The following is a 17031-nucleotide window of genomic DNA, read 5'->3' as shown; positions in this document are numbered from 1 at the left end:
TTGCACACCTCCTAGCCTGTTTGTGACTGCAATACAGTTTCAAGATCCTTGTATTGAATATTGTATATTCTATTATATGGGCCATCTCTTTGAATCAATTGTTCATGAGTACCTCTTTCAGCAACCCTGCCCTCTTCAAGAACAATAATTTCATCTGCATGTTTTAACGATGAGATACGGTGAGCGATAATAAAGGTTGTTCGGTTCTTCATTACTTCTTTTAGCGCCTTTTGAATTTGGAACTCTGTATGCATGTCAACAGCACTAGTGGCATCATCAAGGATTAGTATGCTTGGATCCACGCAAATGGCTCTTGCAATCGCAATCCGCTGTTTTTGTCCTCCAGATAGCCCCATTCCCCGTTCACCGAGCATGGTATCATACCCCTCTGGAAGTTCCATGATAAAGTCATGCGCCTGCGCACGCTTAGCAGCATCTATAATTTCATCCATGGTTGCATCTGGTCTACCAAACGAGATATTGGCCTTAATGGAGGAAGAAAATAAGAAGGTCTCCTGAAGAACAAATCCGATATTATGGCGAAGTGATTTTAATGAATATTCTTTTACATCTTTTCCGTCAATCAGCACCACTCCCTCACCTGGCTCATAGAAACGGGTCATTAATTGCGTTAATGTAGTTTTGCCGGCACCTGTAGATCCGATTAGTCCGATCACTTTTCCAGGTTCAGCAAAAAATGAAACACTATTTAATGCCTGTTTATCTTCAGATGAATATTGCAGTGATACATCTTTAAATTGTACTTCTCCCTTAAATCGTTCTACCTGTACAGCATTTTTACCATTCTCAATTTCATTTTCACTTTCTAATATTTCAAGCAGCCTCTCTCCTGATGCTTTTGCTTGAGAAAACAGATTTACGGTAAATCCTAAATTCATAATCGGCCACATAATATAGCCAAGCAAACTATAGAAGGCAACAAGTTCTCCCAATGTTAAACTGTCGGTAATGACCAGGTATCCTCCATAAGCAAGCAATAAAACGATACTCAAATTGCCGAGCAGCTCCATCAGAGGAAAATACTTTGCCCATATTTTAGCGGTAAATAAGTATTTCCCTTTGTATTCACCATTGGAATTATTAAATTTATCAATTTCAAAACCTTCTCGGGACAAGGATTTTACCGTATTGATACCGCTAATATTTTCCTGCACCTTTGTATTCAGCCTTCCAAAGGATTTACGAATGCCTCGAAAAGCTGGATGAACTGCTTTATCAAATTTAAAAGTGACAACAGCCAAAAATGGCAAGGTAATCAGTGTGACAATGGTTAATGGAATAGAATAATAAAGCATAACGGAAAAACTAATTCCTACTAATAAAATAAACCTTAATAATTCGGCAAACCCAACGGATAGGAAAAAGCGAAACCCTTCAACATCCGCAGTTAGCCTTGACATTAAATCGCCTGTTTTTGCATTATCGTAGTAGCGAAACGGCAAAAACTGCAGTTTTTCGTACAGCGCATTCCTCAGCTTGTATACAGATGAAATTCCAAACAAATCACCTGTGTATTGATGAATATAAGTAGCAATCCCTTTGATCACCATGATCCCGACAAAACCAAACGCTAAAATGGGTATCCAATCATATTGACCTTTTAATACAACCTCATCAATTGTCAGCTGCAAAATCATTGGATAAACGACGGTTATTGCCGTCACAACAAATAAAAACACGATCGACCAAATAAAATAATGTTTAAAAGGCCAGTAATGTTCCTTTAATTTTTTAAAAGTCTCCAAGAAGCCCCCTCCTTCACACAATTAAAAATTTTCAAAAATTAATAACGTAATACTAAATATAACGGGTTTCGAAATAAATTACTACCCTTTTTTGCGGAAAGATTAAGAAAACTTGATTTGCGCATGTTTCTCATTTTATGCTGCAGTATTTCTCTATAACAACTGTGTGCTAGCTCATTTATATTTTCTAATAGGGTGAATACACTACTCTCTTCTATAAAGAAGAGTAAGGTTGAAGAAAGATTCAGCACCTTCCCTTTGCATTCGAGATATTCTTGCGTTAAAATTGGTATCTGATATAATCCCTATGTATTAAGGAGTGTTATAACTTGGATTTTTTGAATGATATCAGCTTACAAATTAACCAGATCAATTGGGAACAGATTCTTCTCTCACTTTTAACGATTCTTTTAAAGGTAGCGGCAGTATTTATCGTGTTTGCCATTGTGAAGGCAGCAGGCAACAAACTTATTGCAAAAATGTTCAGCAAGATTCAGCTGAAGCAAAGCATTTCGGTTGGCAGAGCGAAAACTCTTGAAAGTTTAACTCAGAACATACTGAATTATATTTTACTTTTTGTCTTTATTGTTACCGTTCTTCAGTTATTCGGCATTGAAGCAACTGCTATTCTAGCTGGTGCAGGTGTAGTAGGATTAGCAATTGGTTTTGGTGCACAAGGGCTGGTCAGTGACGTTGTAACTGGATTTTTTATCTTAATTGAAAAGCAAATCGATGTCGGTGACTATGTAACGATTGGTACCTTTTCTGGAATTGTCGAACAGGTAGGTTTGAGAAATACACAAGTGCGCGGTTTTGACGGGGCATTATATTATATTCCGAATCGTACTATTACAACGGTCAGCAACCATTCCCGCGGAACGATGAATGCATTAGTTGACATGATTGTAACTTACGAAAATCATCTTGAAGAAACGATGGCAGCCATTCAAAAAGCGGCAAAAGAATATGCACAAGATAATGAATTAATCTTAGAAGGTCCAAATGTAATTGCTGTACAAGCACCAGGCAGTTCGAAGCTAGTCATGCGTGTCATTGCTAAAACGGTGAATACCGAAAAAGGAACCGTTGAAAAAGAATTGCAAACCATCTTCAGCAATACATTAGAAGAAATGAAGAATAATCCAGCACCTAAGCCTGGCCAATAAACGAGCTTCCGGAAATTTGAAAAAAAGCTGCCGAATTTTTTCGGCAGCTTTTTTATACCCCTTTATACCTTAAGTACTTCTCAATTAAAGTGATTGCGACATCAATAGCTGATTCTGAAGGATTCAATTTTGCGTGATGCAGTCCGTATTCAGAGTTCGTACCAAGCCAGAACATAAAGCCTGGAACCTCTTTTAACATATAACCAAAATCTTCACCTGTCATGGCTTCCCTGCATTCTATTACCTCAATATCAGTATTATTTTCTGCAAATTTCATAAATTCCGAGGTTAAAGCAGAATGATTATAAACCTGGTGATACATACTTCCGTAATCTATAACAGCTTCACACTGGAACCCCGCTTCTGTTCCTTTTACAAGACTTTCGATTCTATTTTTAACAATCTTCATGGATTCTGGGGATAGGGTACGGATTGTACCTTCAAGCCTTGCATTTTCAGCTATGATATTTTGAACCGTTCCTCCTGTGATCTTACCGATTGTAATAACTGCACTATCAAGTGGATCCACATTGCGGGAAATAACCGTTTGAAGCTGGCTAACAAGCGAACATGCGGCGATAATCATATCATTTGTCTGATGCGGATAGGCAGCATGTCCTCCTTTTCCTTTTAGATCAATAAAAAGCTCTGAAGTATTTGCAAATAACAGCCCTTCTCGGGTTGCAATGGTACCTACAGGGTATTCAGGTGCGATATGGAGCGCTAAAACCATATCTGGCCACCATTCCTTCATTTCATCTGTCTGCAGCATAGGCTCTGCCCCTCCAGGACCTTCCTCTGCCGGCTGAAAAATAAATAAGAGATCATCATTAATACGTTCATGAACAAGGTTGCTGATTAGACCTAAAGCAATCGCCATATGAAAGTCATGTCCACATGCATGCATCATTCCTTCATGCTCTGAAGAAAATGGAAGATTTGTATTTTCAGTGATTGGCAAGCCATCAATATCTGCTCTATATGCAATTGTTTTATCTGGCATCATTCCTTTAATCTTTACAAATAGGCCTGTTTTCCATTTTTTTATTTCGAGATGTTCTTGTGGGAGTGATTGGAGATAAGAAAGGAGATAAGCTTGTGTCTTAAATTCTTGAAATCCAACCTCGGGTATTTTATGGAGATCCCGTCTAATTTGTATGTACTGATTAGCTGTGTTCAAATCCAATTCCTCCAGTTACTTGTATTCGTCATTCTAAGTAAAGGTAATTAAGATCAGCCCTCATAAAAAGCTATTGAAGTAGATAAATAAGAAGCGCGGAATTTAGTTCCGCGCTTTTTACATTTCTTATAGTTGTCTAAGTTCTTGTTTAATTTCTGTTTTTGATTTTGTCTTTTCATCAATTTCTTTGATGACTCTTGCAGGCGTACCTGCAACAACAGTATATGGAGGAACATCGTCAATAACAATCGCGCCTGCAGCAACAACCGCACCTTTTCCAACTGTTACTCCCTCAAGCACAACAGCATTTGCACCAATGACAACGTCATCTTCCACTACAACCGGTTTAGCAGATGGCGGCTCAATCACGCCTGCTAATACAGAACCAGCTCCGATGTGGCAATTCTTTCCTACAGTGGCTCTTCCACCAAGGACAACATTCATATCAATCATTGTTCCTTCACCAATTACTGCTCCAATATTAATAGAAGCACCCATCATGATAACCGCATTATCGCCAATTTCAACTTGATCACGGATGATGGCACCAGGTTCGATACGCGCTTTAATATTTTTCATATCCAGTAATGGAATGGCAGAATTTCTGCGGTCATTTTCTACAACATAATCTTCTATTTTACCGGAATTTGCTTCCAGGCTTGAGCTGATTTCACTCCATTCGCCAAATACAACTCCGCTGTTTCCGTTTATAAACGTTTTAGCAGAAGCACCAAAATCAATGCCTTCTAACTCACCTTTTACATAGACTTTAACAGGTGTTGACTTCGTGCTATTTTGAATAAAAGAAATAATCTCGTTTGCATCCATCATTTTCATGTAAAATCCTCCTAAATTCAATAACAATATGTATACAAGCATTACTTTAACAAACAAAAGGATTGAAAACAAGCAAGAACATCAAAGAAATAACCTTTAGTTTAATGACCTTCTTCCGCAATATGCTCTTTAATGATTTCCACAAAAGCTTGAACCTGTTTCAGCTGAAAAGCCGATTCGTAGCCAAGCAGCCATGTATCACGTTTGATCGGTTCACTATGATCATCTAGCAGCGGTATCTTAAAAATATTTTCTTCCTGTCCATCTAGTGTAATCGCCGGCAAAATTGCATAGCCAATACCATTAAAGGTCATTTGCTTGCATGTTTCAATCTGATCAACAACAATTGTGCGCTTAGGGGAAGTTTTAAATTTACGCAGCCACCAGTCTTGTATTTCCTGATAATAGTTAGAGTCGCTTTTAAATTGAATAAACGGCCGGTCCGTTTGAAAGATTTGCTCCGGGCTTGTAATTTCTCTATCCACAAGATAAAGACTATCTTTAAATAAATGCATCTTAACACCTTTCCAATCAGGTGTGCCTCTGATGATGCCGATATGTGCTTGATCATCATATAATGATTTCAAAATCTCACTGCTCCAGCCGGTTATAAGCGAGATTTTCGCCTGTGGATATCTGGTCACAAATTTTTTCAGCACCTGCGGCAGCCAATTCTGTCCGACGATAGAAGCCACAGCAATTTTTAACGTTCCATAGACTTCAGAATTCAGTGCATGGATGGATTCCCGCACCTTTTCTTCCCCATCAATTACCTCATTTATAAAGGTAATAACCAGTTCTCCTGCTGGCGTTAAAGACAATCCTTTAGGTGAGCGGACAAACAGCTTGCTTCCCCATTCCTTTTCAATATTCTGCAGTCTTTGTGATAAGGCAGGCTGAGAAACAAAAAGCCTTTCTGCCGCTTTTCTCATATTCATTTCTTGCGCTAGCACAGAAAGCATATGAAATTCGGATAATGAAGACAAGTTCACCACCCTCTCTATAAGTAATACTTATACTATATAACAAATGCGATAAAATATCATTAATGCATTCTTTAAGACGTGTAGGATTCTTGAATACAGCAAAAAACCGAACATATAGACAGATAGAAGAAAATCTGCCATTTGATCGGTTTCAATTTGCAAAACATTTAATCCACCTTACGATAGATCTTTTTTTGGCAAAGCTAAAATAAATGCAAAACTAATGATGGCAAATAATAATACAACCATATAAACGGAATGAAGTGATAATGTGAGCCCATCCTGCAAGATACTTTTTACATCTGGCAGAAGAGCATTTCTTTGTTCTTCATTTAAAAGCACATTGGCAGCATCTAATGAAGAATCGTTAAGCTCTTGATTTCCGCTGCTTTGAATATAATCAATGAGCCTGCTATTCAAAATTCCGCCTAATAGAGCTGCACCAATTGTATTTCCCAGGTTTCGCATAAACATGTTTGACGCTGTTGCTATTCCCCGCTGCTGCCAGCTTACTGCTGTTTGAATGGAAACGATAAAGCTAGTGCTTGTTAATCCCATGCCTGCTCCAACAAAAAAGGAACCGGCAGCGGCCCATAGCGGTCCTGCTTCAGGCGTAAGAGTAACAAACAGGATACTGCCGCCGATCAAAAAGAATCCGCCTAAAACGGAAGTTTTCCGGAAACCAATTTTTAAAAGGAGCTTTCCTGCTGCCGCAGAGGCAATCGGCCAGCCAATCGACATGGATGTTAATGCAAAACCAGCAACAATAGGTGATCTTTCCATTACACCTTGTACAAATGCAGGAAGAAAGCTTGAGATGCCGATGAGCATGACACCTGTTGTGAGCGAAGCCATATTAGCTATAAATATAGGACGATTCTTCCAAATACTTAACGGCATCATAGGTTCTGCTGCTTTGTTCTCCTGGAGAATAAAAAGAATAAAACAGGCCAGTGAAACAGTTAGAAGCCCTATTGCCTGAAAGGATAGCCACGCCCAATTGGTTCCCCCTTCAACAAGGACAACCATAAGAGCAGTAATTGAGAATGTTAATAAAATCGCTCCAGGATAATCAATCTGATGCTTTTTCTTTTCTATATTTTCATGCAGGAAAAACCATAAACCTGCAATCGCAAGTATACCTAAAGGAATATTGACCCAAAATACATAGCGCCAGCTGACAAACTCAACCAGCAAACCGCCAATGGCTGGACCCATAACCGCTGAAATTCCCCAAACGCTTGAAAGATACCCCTGAATCTTCGCTCTTTCTTCCTTTGAGTAAATATCCCCTACAATGGTCGTTGCAATCGGCATAACGGCTCCCGCCCCAAAACCTTGAATAAGGCGGAAAATGATTAAACTAGTCATGGATTCTGCAAAACCACATAAAATGGAACCAATTAAAAAAATGATAATTCCAATTGATAAAATTGGCTTTCTGCCAAATAGATCTGAAAGTTTTCCATAAATTAGAACTGTTACAGCATTCATTAATAAATAAGCTGAAAAAACCCAGCTATACAATGAAAATCCGCCTAAATCACCTACTATTGCAGGCATGGCAGTTGAAACAATGGTCGCTTCAATCGCTCCCATAAACATAGCAAGCATAACCGACGCTAAAACGAACGGCCTATGCGTTTTCCTGCCTGACGTTTTTGCATTTTGCATAACTTCACCTCCATCAGGCTTGAAGCGCTTTCAAATATTTCCTCATAAAAATGGGCTGCTTATATGAAGAAGCAGCTAACAAACGTGATCAGCTAAATGAAGATCAAATTTTTTCTTTTATAGGTTTTATTCAATCATAAAGAACTGCTCAAAACAAAATGAATTTAACGATTATTTTTAAGCTGACGCCGAAGCTGTTTATTCCACTGATCGAGGATCGCTCTTCGTGTCAAAATCCCCTCGAAAATCTGTTCATCATTTTCAATGCAAATGAATGGATGATCGACTAGTAAAGCAAGTGATTGGTGAAAGGGTGCATCTGAATTCAGACGAGGGATATGCTGATTCATAACTTCCTCTACTCGTTTTTCCTCAAGCTTCTCAAATTCAATTCTTTGCAGACCCAGAATTGATTCCATAATAATAGGTGTACTGATCAGTCCATGTAATTTGTAATGCGGATCCAGTACAGGAATGGCTGAATAACCGCTCTTTGTTAAAACAAGCAGAGCATGCTCTACATTGTTTCCGATTTGAACATGAGCCACTCGTTCAGATGGAATCATCAGATCTTTAATGTTAATATGTAAAAATTCACCACTTTGAAGACTAACCATACATGAAAACTCCTCAATGAATGTTATATCTTCATCTTATCATAAGTTCAGAAACACCGCTTCTATTTTATGCAGGATGAATTGTGAAATGCAGTTATCTTTTTCTAAAAAACCATGTTGAATCAACATGGCATAATAATTATTTACCCTTTGCTTGTATAAATATCCCTGCATTCATAAGAACAGTTTTGACAGCGATAGATAACATTTTGATTAGACTGTGCTGTTAGCACTTGACCCAGATCTGCTTCTGCATGACATTTTGGACATTGAACCTTTGGCAGCATCTTTTTCACCTCACTGTTTATGATGGCATGATTCACGCTTTTTCATGTATCTGTTCTATTTGCCTATGAGGATGAAACCATAGAAAAAGGAGCCATGACGGCTCCTATGTACAATCGTACTTATTGAATAAGATCAAATACTTCGATGGTAATCATATCAATATTATCAAATTGATATCTCTTTGGCTTTTCTTTATCATTGTATACTTCTAATTCATACGTCTCATTTTTAGGATGATATGTTACTTGGCACTTTTTCTCACCATTCACTTCGAAAAATCTTTGCATTGGCTCGCCACCAACTGATTGTTCTTGAAGATTTTTCAGACGTGTTAAAATTCCTTGAAGCTGTGACATTTTCTCTCTCCTTTCCAAACAAAAACCTTTTCTGCTATAGGTTTCTCTTCTGGCATATTTCTATCCTGAAGGAAATTCAATCAGAATTTTTAAACGGTACGATCTACATACCAATATTAACAGAATAAAGTAAATGGCTGTTAATATACAAGTAAAAGATTCGTATTCATTAAAACAAAATTATTCCGGCAATTCAAACGATGCTTCATTTATTGCATTTCTAAAAGGAACATCTTACAATTGTTAAGAGTTTCAGCCTTTGCAGCTGCTGCAATTGTTAAACATTCATTGTAAACTGAACAACATTATTTTACTCTTATCCATCACACTTCATACAAAAAACGGAGGGTTAGAAATGACCAGCATTATTTTTTATACACAGCCTGACTGTCCCCCTTGTGAAATCACAAAAACCTTTTTAAAGGAATATGGTTTCTCTTTTGAATTAAAAGATATTAAAGCAGATTCAAAAGCAAGGAAAGAATTAATGGAGGTATATCAATCTTATTCGACACCAACACTTGTCATAGGTGAGGAAGTCATTACAGGTTTTAACCTTGAAAGGCTGATGGAAGTTCTAAAGATTGAGGAAAAATAAAAATCCGGGATAACCTCTTGGCCCCGGATGTTTCATTGATCTATTTATAAAGTATTCCATTTTCATTTAACAGCAACCAAAGTCCGGACTTCATCCCGCTTGAAAACGGCGCTATTCCTGTTTCCGCCAAAATGGGCATTAATGTATATAACTGTTGAAATCTGTTTTGATCTTGGTTTTTTTGCTTGCCTTCTGACTCTCCTGGAAGCTCTGAAGGATTGATATTATATAAAAAATCAGACACTTTATACCTATCATCCTTTACTGTCAGAATAACACCATCATAGCGGTCCTCATATGTAACAGGACCTTCGTAGACAGCAGGAAAAAATTGATAGACATACAAATGCCCGTTTTCTTCTACTATCTTCGTTTCGTGATTATATGAAAAGTCGGGAATATAATAAAAAGGATTATCTGTTCCTAAGGTAAAATATAGGTCATTCTCTTCATAGAGATTTTCATCTAAAAATAGGCTCTCAGCAGTTTGAGTAAAATATGGTGCTAAAATCTCTCTTACTTCCTCTAATGAACGCTCTTCTCCGCCCAATGATATCTGTGCCTTATAAGCATTTTGAAGGTGTGTGAAAACTTCCTCTCGATCGGTATTAGCATAAGCGGTCATTGAAACCACGGATAGACATAATAAAAGGCATACAAATAAACTCTTACCAAGCCTGTACATTATAACCCCCCTTTTCCCGTTATAGCACCTCTATCCCATATTTTATCAATAAGATCATTGTGTATTACACGTAATCGTCACCAAAATACTGACAAGATACGCCGACAATTTACCCTAAGTGACATCTGTCTAATCACATATTGTCAGAGAGAAGGTGCTGTAAAGAGCCTCTATTTATTGTCTAAAAATAAAATAAGGACCTATATAGGTCCTTACCAATTCAATGAGAATGCATAATAGGCAATTAAAATAATTGTAATGGCTGCTGCAATCATATAAGTAAGAAAGATTGGATTCCGCAAATAAGGACGCTTTTTTACTTCATCCGGAATACTTCCGTCGTTGCCGGAATTCTGTGCCTTTTGTTTGGTCAGCATCATCGTTGACACAAGTCCATAACCTAAGATTCCAATACTAATTCCAAGCAAAATTAAAATAAACGTGCTCATGATACTCCCCTTCCGAGAAAGCTGCTTATACTATTAACGTTCCTCGGGAGAAAAAAAATATTCTTTCACGACAAGATTAAAGGAGCCCCTCGTGTTCAAATAAAAAAGAATAAGACATATCAATAAATACATACTCGTCTTCTCTTAGCGGATATGAGAAGGTTCTAATCATCTCCCCTGTCTCAATGTCCGTGTATAAATCAGACAGAATTCCTTTTTTTATACTTTTCATTTTCATAATATTCTCAAGGAAATATGGGCGCCAGCTCCAATTTTTGTGCAAATATTCATTTTGCACCAGCCATTGGTTATCTCTATAAAAGATATTTGGTGATTGCTGAAAGCCTTCATGATCACAAATATATAAGCGAAAGGCGATATTTGTTAAGCGCTCAGCCAGCTCCTTAAGCAGATCATTTTGAAGCTGGTTTTTATTTTTACCTACAAATTGCTGCATGCGCTGATTAAATTGATCTGTGAATTGATAAAAGGATTCAAGCTTTTTCTTTTCATAGGAGATAAATTGATGACATTTTTGCCGAAGCTTTATTTTTAAAATATCTCGATCGATGAAATCCGGAGAAGGCTGCTGCAGATAGAATCCTTGATAATACCTTCCCCCATTTCGCCATGCAAACTGCAGCTGAAACTCCATTTCAATATTTTCAAACAGCAAGGTAGCTCCAATCTTCCGTGATAGCAAAGAAATGCTATACAAAATATCATGAAAGCTTTGCTGAACAGTATTTGAACGAAGCGCCATTAAATCCACCTTTAAAATATTCGGAGCCAACTGACCAATTCTGTCCAGTTGAGTGCTATCAGCACCTAATTTATCCACAGCTATTTTAATCCCATAGGTTTTATAATAATTTAAAAGATGATCAAGATGATCCATAGTCCCTGAATAATTCTTCTCTGTTATTTCAATAACAATTCGGTTTAGGGAAAAGCCTTTCTCTTGATAATCCAAAAGAATTTCTAAAAGCTGCTCTCCATGATCGTACATGATCAAATCTGCATCCCGATTAATAAACAATAAGACATCTTCCTCAAGGGAAAATGATTTATCAAGCGCCTTTTTTAAAATAGCATTATCAACCTCAAGTCGATATTCTTCTGGAATTGAATCGTCTTGAAAAAAGGGGCCTAAGCTTACAACCTCTTGATCACTTCTGTACCTCCCTAACACTTCATAGCCAATAATTCGATGTTCATCCGCACTAAAGATCGGTTGAAAAAAGGGGAAAACACATTTTACATTTGCAATGATTTCTAATGGGTCCATAAAAGCCCTCCTTTCAATCAATAATTCATAATTATACCATATATTTCTTGCCTAATTATAGAAGCATTTAAGAGCCATTTTGCCAGCAGGTTACACTTATAGTTCTATCTCTGCATCACAAAATAAAGATAAGCAAAATAGAAAGAAGGTTATATAAATGCGGAAATTCTTTTTTGTCCTAATCCTTCTTATCCCTTTGCTTGCCTGCGGACACACAGAAACAGCCTCTAAGGAGCTGCAAAAGAATAAAGCCGCACAGCAGAACAAAGAGCCATTCCCGCAGCCTATGGGAAATAGAAAAACAGCACATTCCAAAGAGAAGATTAGCTTAAATGTGCCTTTAATTAAACAGAACCCTGAGTTAAAATACGGCTGCGAAGTAACAAGCTTAGCCATGATGCTTCAATATGCCGGAGTTAAGACGAATAAAATGGAATTGTATAAGAACGTAAGTAAAGATCCGGATCAGCTTGTCAAAAGTAGAAATGACATCATACATTGGGGAGATCCAGGTAAAGGTTTTGTTGGGGATATGACGGGCCGTACAGCAGGATATGCGGTATTTGATGGGCCAATTGAAAGTTTAGTGAATCAATACATGCCTGGTCATGCTGTCAATTTAACTAAACAACCATTTCAGAAAGTGTTAGATCATGTCGGTAAAGGCTATCCAGCCGTCGTATGGACAACTGGCGACTATAAACTTCCAGACCGGTGGGAATCATGGAAACATCAAAAGCAAACCATTAAAACACCATTAGACCTTCATGCTGTAGTGTTAACAGGATTTGATCAGCAGCATGTATACCTTAATGACCCGCTCTCCGGAAAAAAAGGAGTAAAAGTCAACAAAAAACAATTCGAAGCCTCCTGGAAAGCCCTCCAATCAAGAGCAATTAGCTACTGGTAACTAGAAAAGCGGAGGCGGCTTGCTCAGGGACGACAAGCTTAAGACGAGCCAGGCGAAAGGTCGTTCTTTGACCTTTGGACTGGATTGGCTTAAGACCTCGAGTCCCTAGCCGCCGGAGCTAGACCGTTAGAAAAGTGGAGGCAGCTAGGGGCTGAAGATCCACAATCTTAAAAAAGCGAGCCAGTCTTTTGACCAGCTCGCTTTTTTAACGAAGAAGTCCGTCAAAATGGATATTGATTAAGATGCTGACCACCATCCATTGTCATGCATTCTCCATTAATATATGCGGCATGTTCTGAAAATAGAAAGTAAGCAAGCTCGGCAATTTCTTCTGGTTTTCCAAGTCTCTGCAGAGGAACGCTTGAGATTGTTCTATGAGCGGATTCCTCTGATTCCCAGAGCTTATCCGCTCCTCCAGTTCGTTCAATTGGCCCTGGGGCAATTGCATTAATGCGCATTCCATATTTCCTGCCCCATTCAACCGCAAGCGTTCGAGTGAGCGATAGTACACCAGCTTTAGCAGCAGCGGAATGAATAACTCCTGGTCCTGCGTCCCAAGCGTATGTAGCAACCATATTTGTAATGGCCCCTTTTATTTCTTTATCAATCCAGTACTTTCCCACTTCACTGCAGCAATAAAAAGTTCCATTTAATACAATATCGATCACAGCTTTCCAGCCATTGGCACTAAGTTTTTCTGCTGGACAAAGAAAATTTCCAGCTGCATTATTAACAAGAAAATCAATTCTTCCAAAAGCCTTATCTGTTTCACTTACCATACGCTTAACATCATCCAGTTCTCTGACGTCCATTTGAACCGTCAGAATCTGTCCTGGAAAAGTTTCTATTTCCTTTTTTGCTGTCTCTAATCTATCAGCATCTCTTCCAGTAATGACAACATATGCTTTTCCCTCTGCAAACCGTTTTGCCATATATTTTCCCATGCCGTTTGATCCGCCTGTGACAATGACAACCTTTTTTTCCAATAGACTCCCTCCCTAAAAATGAATGAGTATTCATAATTTATTTTATCATTTTAATGCGGAATATTCTAACTATTTTTGTCATGTAATAAAATAAATAGGATTGTAAAACCTTCCATAAAGACTTAGCAGTTAATTTCTTTTGTTTAGAGATATAGTTTGTTAGTATTATAGAATGAACAAACAAAGATAGGTTGGAACACTTCATGCCAAAAAAAATGACAAGAAGAGGATTTCTGCGAAAATCATTTGGAACTCTATTTGGTGTCGCCGCAGCAGGGACAGGCGGCTATTATTATGCACATGAAATCGAACCAAAGCTATTGAAAACAGAGTATGTAACCATCAGCAGCAGTAGCATCCCTGACAACTTTTCTAATCTTAAAATCATCCAGTTTAGCGACACACACCTTGGTTTTCATTATGATATAAGTGATCTGGAAAAATTGGTTAATAAAATGAATCAGCTTGAGCCTGATATCGTCTTATTTACAGGGGATTTAATGGACGAACCAAATATGTATCCTGAAACCCAAGCAATTGTGCCTGTCCTTAACAAACTGCAAGCATCGATTGGAAAGTTTGCCATCTACGGAAACCATGATCATGGCGGATATGGAACTGATATCTATAAAGATATTATTGAACAGGGCAATTTCACCTTATTAAAAAATGATCAGCGCAAGGTTCAGATTGGCGAACAGGCAATCTATATATTGGGGATTGATGATGCTATGCTTGGGAAACCGGATATTCAGACAGCAATGCATGGTATTCCAAACGATGCCTATACGATTTTATTGTCACACGCCCCTGATTTAGCAGAGCATGCAGCTGAATACGGTATAAACCTGCAGCTGAGCGGCCACAGTCATGGTGGTCAGATACAGCTCCCTTTTTTAGGTGCACTTGTCAAACCTCCACATGCAGTCAACTATTATGAAGGTTTTTATACTGTAGGCACTGTCAACCCTCTCACCCTATACGTTAATCGTGGTATTGGTACAACACGACTGCCATTTCGATTCCTATGCAGACCCGAATTGACCGTTTTCACCTTAAAGAAAGCATAAAAAAACGCAGAATTAAATCTGCGTTTTTTTTATGCAAGCATTATCTATTCATCATAATGTTTTCAATTTCGTTTGCAGGAAGAGGACGGTAATAATAATAGCCCTGTACATAGGCGCAATCCGCCTCTAATAAAAATTGAGCTTGTTCCTTACTTTCTACTCCTTCAGCAATTACATCCATACCCAAACTCTTAGCCAAGTGGATAATAGTCGTTGTTATCGCGGCGTCTTTATTATTGGTCATAACATCCTTAACAAACGACTGATCGATTTTTAAAACATCAATCGGAAATTGCTTTAAATAGCTGAGTGAAGAATAGCCGGTGCCAAAATCATCCACTGACACCATAATTCCTAATTTCTTCATCTTCTTAAGAATCGGAATTGCAGCTGCTGTATCCTGCATAGTTCCTTCAGTAATTTCCACTTCTAAGAGATCTGGAGCAATATTGTACTTATTGATTGCATGACGAATGGTATCTACAAGATTTTGGTCTTGGAACTGACGCGGCGAGATATTAACAGCTATTCGAAACTCCCTGTTGAACTGCTCTGACCATTGTTTAATTTGACTGCAGGCTGTATCAATCACCCATTGACCTATCGGCAGAATTAATCCAGTATCTTCAGCGAGAGGAATAAATTCTGCTGGAGAAATAAAGCCAAATTCTTTTGAATGCCAGCGTAACAATGCTTCAAAACTGACAATTTCATTCGTGGCAAGCTCCAGCTGCGGCTGATAATACAAAGTTAGCTCTTCATTTTCTAACGCTTTACGCAAATGAGTCTCTAATTCGACCACATTCCGATGAATAGTATCTATTCTGCCCTGATAAAATTGAAAATGCGCTTTGCCTTTTTCCTTTACGCGAAACAACGCTTCGTCTGCCGCTTTAATCAAGCTCTCTGCATCCTTTCCATCAGCAGGATATAAGCTTATGCCTATACTTGGCGTTATATAATATTCACTGGAATCAAAGTAAAAGGACTTTTTAAAGCTGTCTAATATCTTTTGTGCAAATTTATTTGCATCCTTTTTGCTTGTATTAGGGAGCAAAAGGATAAACTCATCTCCCCCTTGCCGATAAACAGAGTAATCACGGTATTCAAACTGACATAATCTTTCTGCAACCTTCTTTAAAATTTCATCCCCAACTAAATGGCCAAAAGAATCATTAATATATTTAAAACGGTCTAAGTCGATATATAGCAATGCCGTATCGCTCTTTTTGGCTGTATCTGTTTCCAAATGCTTGTCCAGCCCACTTAATAAGGCTCTTCGATTGGGAAGTCCAGTCAATTGATCATAAAAAGACATATTAGCGATTATTTCCGCATTTTTTGTTAGCTGAGAAAGATCACGAATGATGGCATATATTCCACTTACCTTTTGATTTATAATAATCGGCAGCATTTTTAAGTGGACATCCACAACTTCGCCTTTTTGATGGACAAAACGGCAGTCAATGGTTTCAGAAGCAATGCCAGATTTTGTTTTAGACAGTACTTGCTGAAAATGGCAGTCATCTTCTTCATATATATAATCTGAAATATATGCAGAGATAAATTGTTGATTCGAATAACCTGTAATCATTCTTGCTGCAGGATTTAAATCAATGATTTTCCCGCTCATATCAAGAGTTATTACCCCATCAAGGTTATGATCAACAATGGATCTTGCCCTCTGCTCACTTTCGATCAGCTGATTTTTCTCCAATAAACTGACCGTTATATCTCTTGTAACAGAAACAACATATTTAACAATACCTTCTTCATCCATGACTGGAGTTAAAATGGATTCACCGATTAACTTACTGCCATCAGCTAAATCCACTTCATCCGTAAAAACCATGGTCTCTTTATGCATTGCGGCTTTTTTATAATTCAAATGCAGAATTTTTGCTTCCTTAGCAGGCATTACCTCGTCAAATGTTTTGCCAATATATTGTTCGGATAGTTTTGCATGATTCATGGCTGGTTCATTAGCGAACAAATAAGTGAAACCATATTTTTCGTCTGCCTTCATTATAAAAACCATATCATTTATATAATAAAAAATTATTTCATAAATTATCTTTTCTAATTTTTCACTTGTTTTTTCCTTATCTAGCTCTCTCGCCAGCATATTTTTATAATGCTCCATCTAATCATCCTCACGAAGTGTATACTGACTGT

The 17031-nt window shown here is 37.9% G+C and carries 16 protein-coding genes; 4 read left to right on the top strand and 12 right to left on the bottom strand.

Annotated features, from left to right (window positions below):
• Positions 1–11: 11 nt before the first annotated feature.
• The gene (locus tag F7732_RS01375; RefSeq protein ID WP_151571922.1) at positions 12–1766 is read right to left on the bottom strand and encodes an ABC transporter ATP-binding protein; all 1755 of its coding nucleotides are present in this window, start codon (positions 1764–1766) and stop codon (positions 12–14) included.
• A 329-nt stretch (positions 1767–2095) separates the two neighbouring features.
• On the opposite strand from F7732_RS01375, the gene F7732_RS01370 reads away from it, so the two are divergent.
• Complete coding sequence (locus tag F7732_RS01370) at positions 2096–2932, top strand: mechanosensitive ion channel family protein (protein ID WP_275670903.1); 837 nt, start codon at positions 2096–2098, stop codon at positions 2930–2932.
• Between the two features lie 52 nt (positions 2933–2984).
• Here F7732_RS01370 and F7732_RS01365 read toward each other — a convergent pair whose 3' ends face one another.
• The 6 genes from F7732_RS01365 to F7732_RS01340 form a co-directional block, all read right to left on the bottom strand.
• Positions 2985–4112 carry an N-acetyldiaminopimelate deacetylase gene (locus F7732_RS01365; RefSeq protein WP_151571921.1) on the bottom strand — a complete coding sequence of 376 codons (1128 nt, stop codon included), beginning with the start codon at positions 4110–4112 and terminating at the stop codon, positions 2985–2987.
• A gap of 126 nt (positions 4113–4238) precedes the next feature.
• A complete protein-coding gene (gene dapD / locus F7732_RS01360) occupies positions 4239–4949 on the bottom strand; it encodes a 2,3,4,5-tetrahydropyridine-2,6-dicarboxylate N-acetyltransferase (RefSeq protein WP_151571920.1) in 711 nt (236 codons plus the stop codon).
• Positions 4950–5050: 101 nt separating this feature from the next.
• Entirely contained in the window at positions 5051–5935 is an 885-nt protein-coding gene (locus F7732_RS01355) for a LysR family transcriptional regulator (protein ID WP_275670902.1), read from the bottom strand.
• A 177-nt stretch (positions 5936–6112) separates the two neighbouring features.
• Positions 6113–7609: an MDR family MFS transporter gene (locus F7732_RS01350; RefSeq protein WP_151571919.1), complete on the bottom strand. Its 1497-nt coding sequence runs from the start codon at positions 7607–7609 to the stop codon at positions 6113–6115.
• Between the two features lie 164 nt (positions 7610–7773).
• Positions 7774–8226, bottom strand: coding sequence for a cyclic-di-AMP-binding protein CbpB (gene cbpB, locus F7732_RS01345; RefSeq protein WP_151571918.1), 453 nt, complete (start codon positions 8224–8226; stop codon positions 7774–7776).
• A 407-nt stretch (positions 8227–8633) separates the two neighbouring features.
• Positions 8634–8870, bottom strand: a complete 237-nt coding sequence (locus F7732_RS01340; protein WP_066447117.1) for a YkuJ family protein — start codon at positions 8868–8870, stop codon at positions 8634–8636.
• Between the two features lie 355 nt (positions 8871–9225).
• On the opposite strand from F7732_RS01340, the gene F7732_RS01335 reads away from it, so the two are divergent.
• On the top strand, positions 9226–9468 hold the full coding sequence (locus F7732_RS01335; protein WP_151571917.1) for a glutaredoxin family protein: 243 nt from the start codon (positions 9226–9228) through the stop codon (positions 9466–9468).
• A 40-nt stretch (positions 9469–9508) separates the two neighbouring features.
• Here F7732_RS01335 and F7732_RS01330 read toward each other — a convergent pair whose 3' ends face one another.
• The 3 genes from F7732_RS01330 to F7732_RS01320 form a co-directional block, all read right to left on the bottom strand.
• Positions 9509–10153, bottom strand: a complete 645-nt coding sequence (locus F7732_RS01330) for a DUF3993 domain-containing protein (RefSeq protein WP_151571916.1) — start codon at positions 10151–10153, stop codon at positions 9509–9511.
• Positions 10154–10365: 212 nt separating this feature from the next.
• The gene (locus F7732_RS01325; RefSeq protein ID WP_151571915.1) at positions 10366–10602 is read right to left on the bottom strand and encodes a hypothetical protein; all 237 of its coding nucleotides are present in this window, start codon (positions 10600–10602) and stop codon (positions 10366–10368) included.
• Positions 10603–10678: 76 nt separating this feature from the next.
• Positions 10679–11890 carry an EAL domain-containing protein gene (locus F7732_RS01320; RefSeq protein ID WP_151571914.1) on the bottom strand — a complete coding sequence of 404 codons (1212 nt, stop codon included), beginning with the start codon at positions 11888–11890 and terminating at the stop codon, positions 10679–10681.
• Between the two features lie 157 nt (positions 11891–12047).
• On the opposite strand from F7732_RS01320, the gene F7732_RS01315 reads away from it, so the two are divergent.
• Positions 12048–12800 (top strand): C39 family peptidase, encoded by a 753-nt coding sequence (locus tag F7732_RS01315; protein WP_151571913.1) that lies wholly within the window; start codon positions 12048–12050, stop codon positions 12798–12800.
• Between the two features lie 221 nt (positions 12801–13021).
• Here F7732_RS01315 and fadH read toward each other — a convergent pair whose 3' ends face one another.
• The gene (fadH, locus tag F7732_RS01310) at positions 13022–13786 is read right to left on the bottom strand and encodes a 2,4-dienoyl-CoA reductase (RefSeq protein WP_151571912.1); all 765 of its coding nucleotides are present in this window, start codon (positions 13784–13786) and stop codon (positions 13022–13024) included.
• A gap of 203 nt (positions 13787–13989) precedes the next feature.
• Here fadH and F7732_RS01305 point away from each other — a divergent pair, with 203 nt between their 5' ends.
• The gene (locus tag F7732_RS01305; RefSeq protein WP_151571911.1) at positions 13990–14856 is read left to right on the top strand and encodes a metallophosphoesterase; all 867 of its coding nucleotides are present in this window, start codon (positions 13990–13992) and stop codon (positions 14854–14856) included.
• A 40-nt stretch (positions 14857–14896) separates the two neighbouring features.
• Here F7732_RS01305 and F7732_RS01300 read toward each other — a convergent pair whose 3' ends face one another.
• Positions 14897–16999, bottom strand: a complete 2103-nt coding sequence (locus tag F7732_RS01300) for an EAL domain-containing protein (RefSeq protein ID WP_192912981.1) — start codon at positions 16997–16999, stop codon at positions 14897–14899.
• Positions 17000–17031 lie beyond the last annotated feature (32 nt).

Origin of the sequence: Bacillus mesophilum, assembly GCF_008923265.1 — a bacterium.
GTDB classification, from domain to species: Bacteria; Bacillota; Bacilli; order Bacillales; family Cytobacillaceae; genus Cytobacillus; species Cytobacillus mesophilum.
Note: the sequence above shows the minus strand (reverse complement) of the source record. Positions and strands in the feature narration are given on the sequence as shown.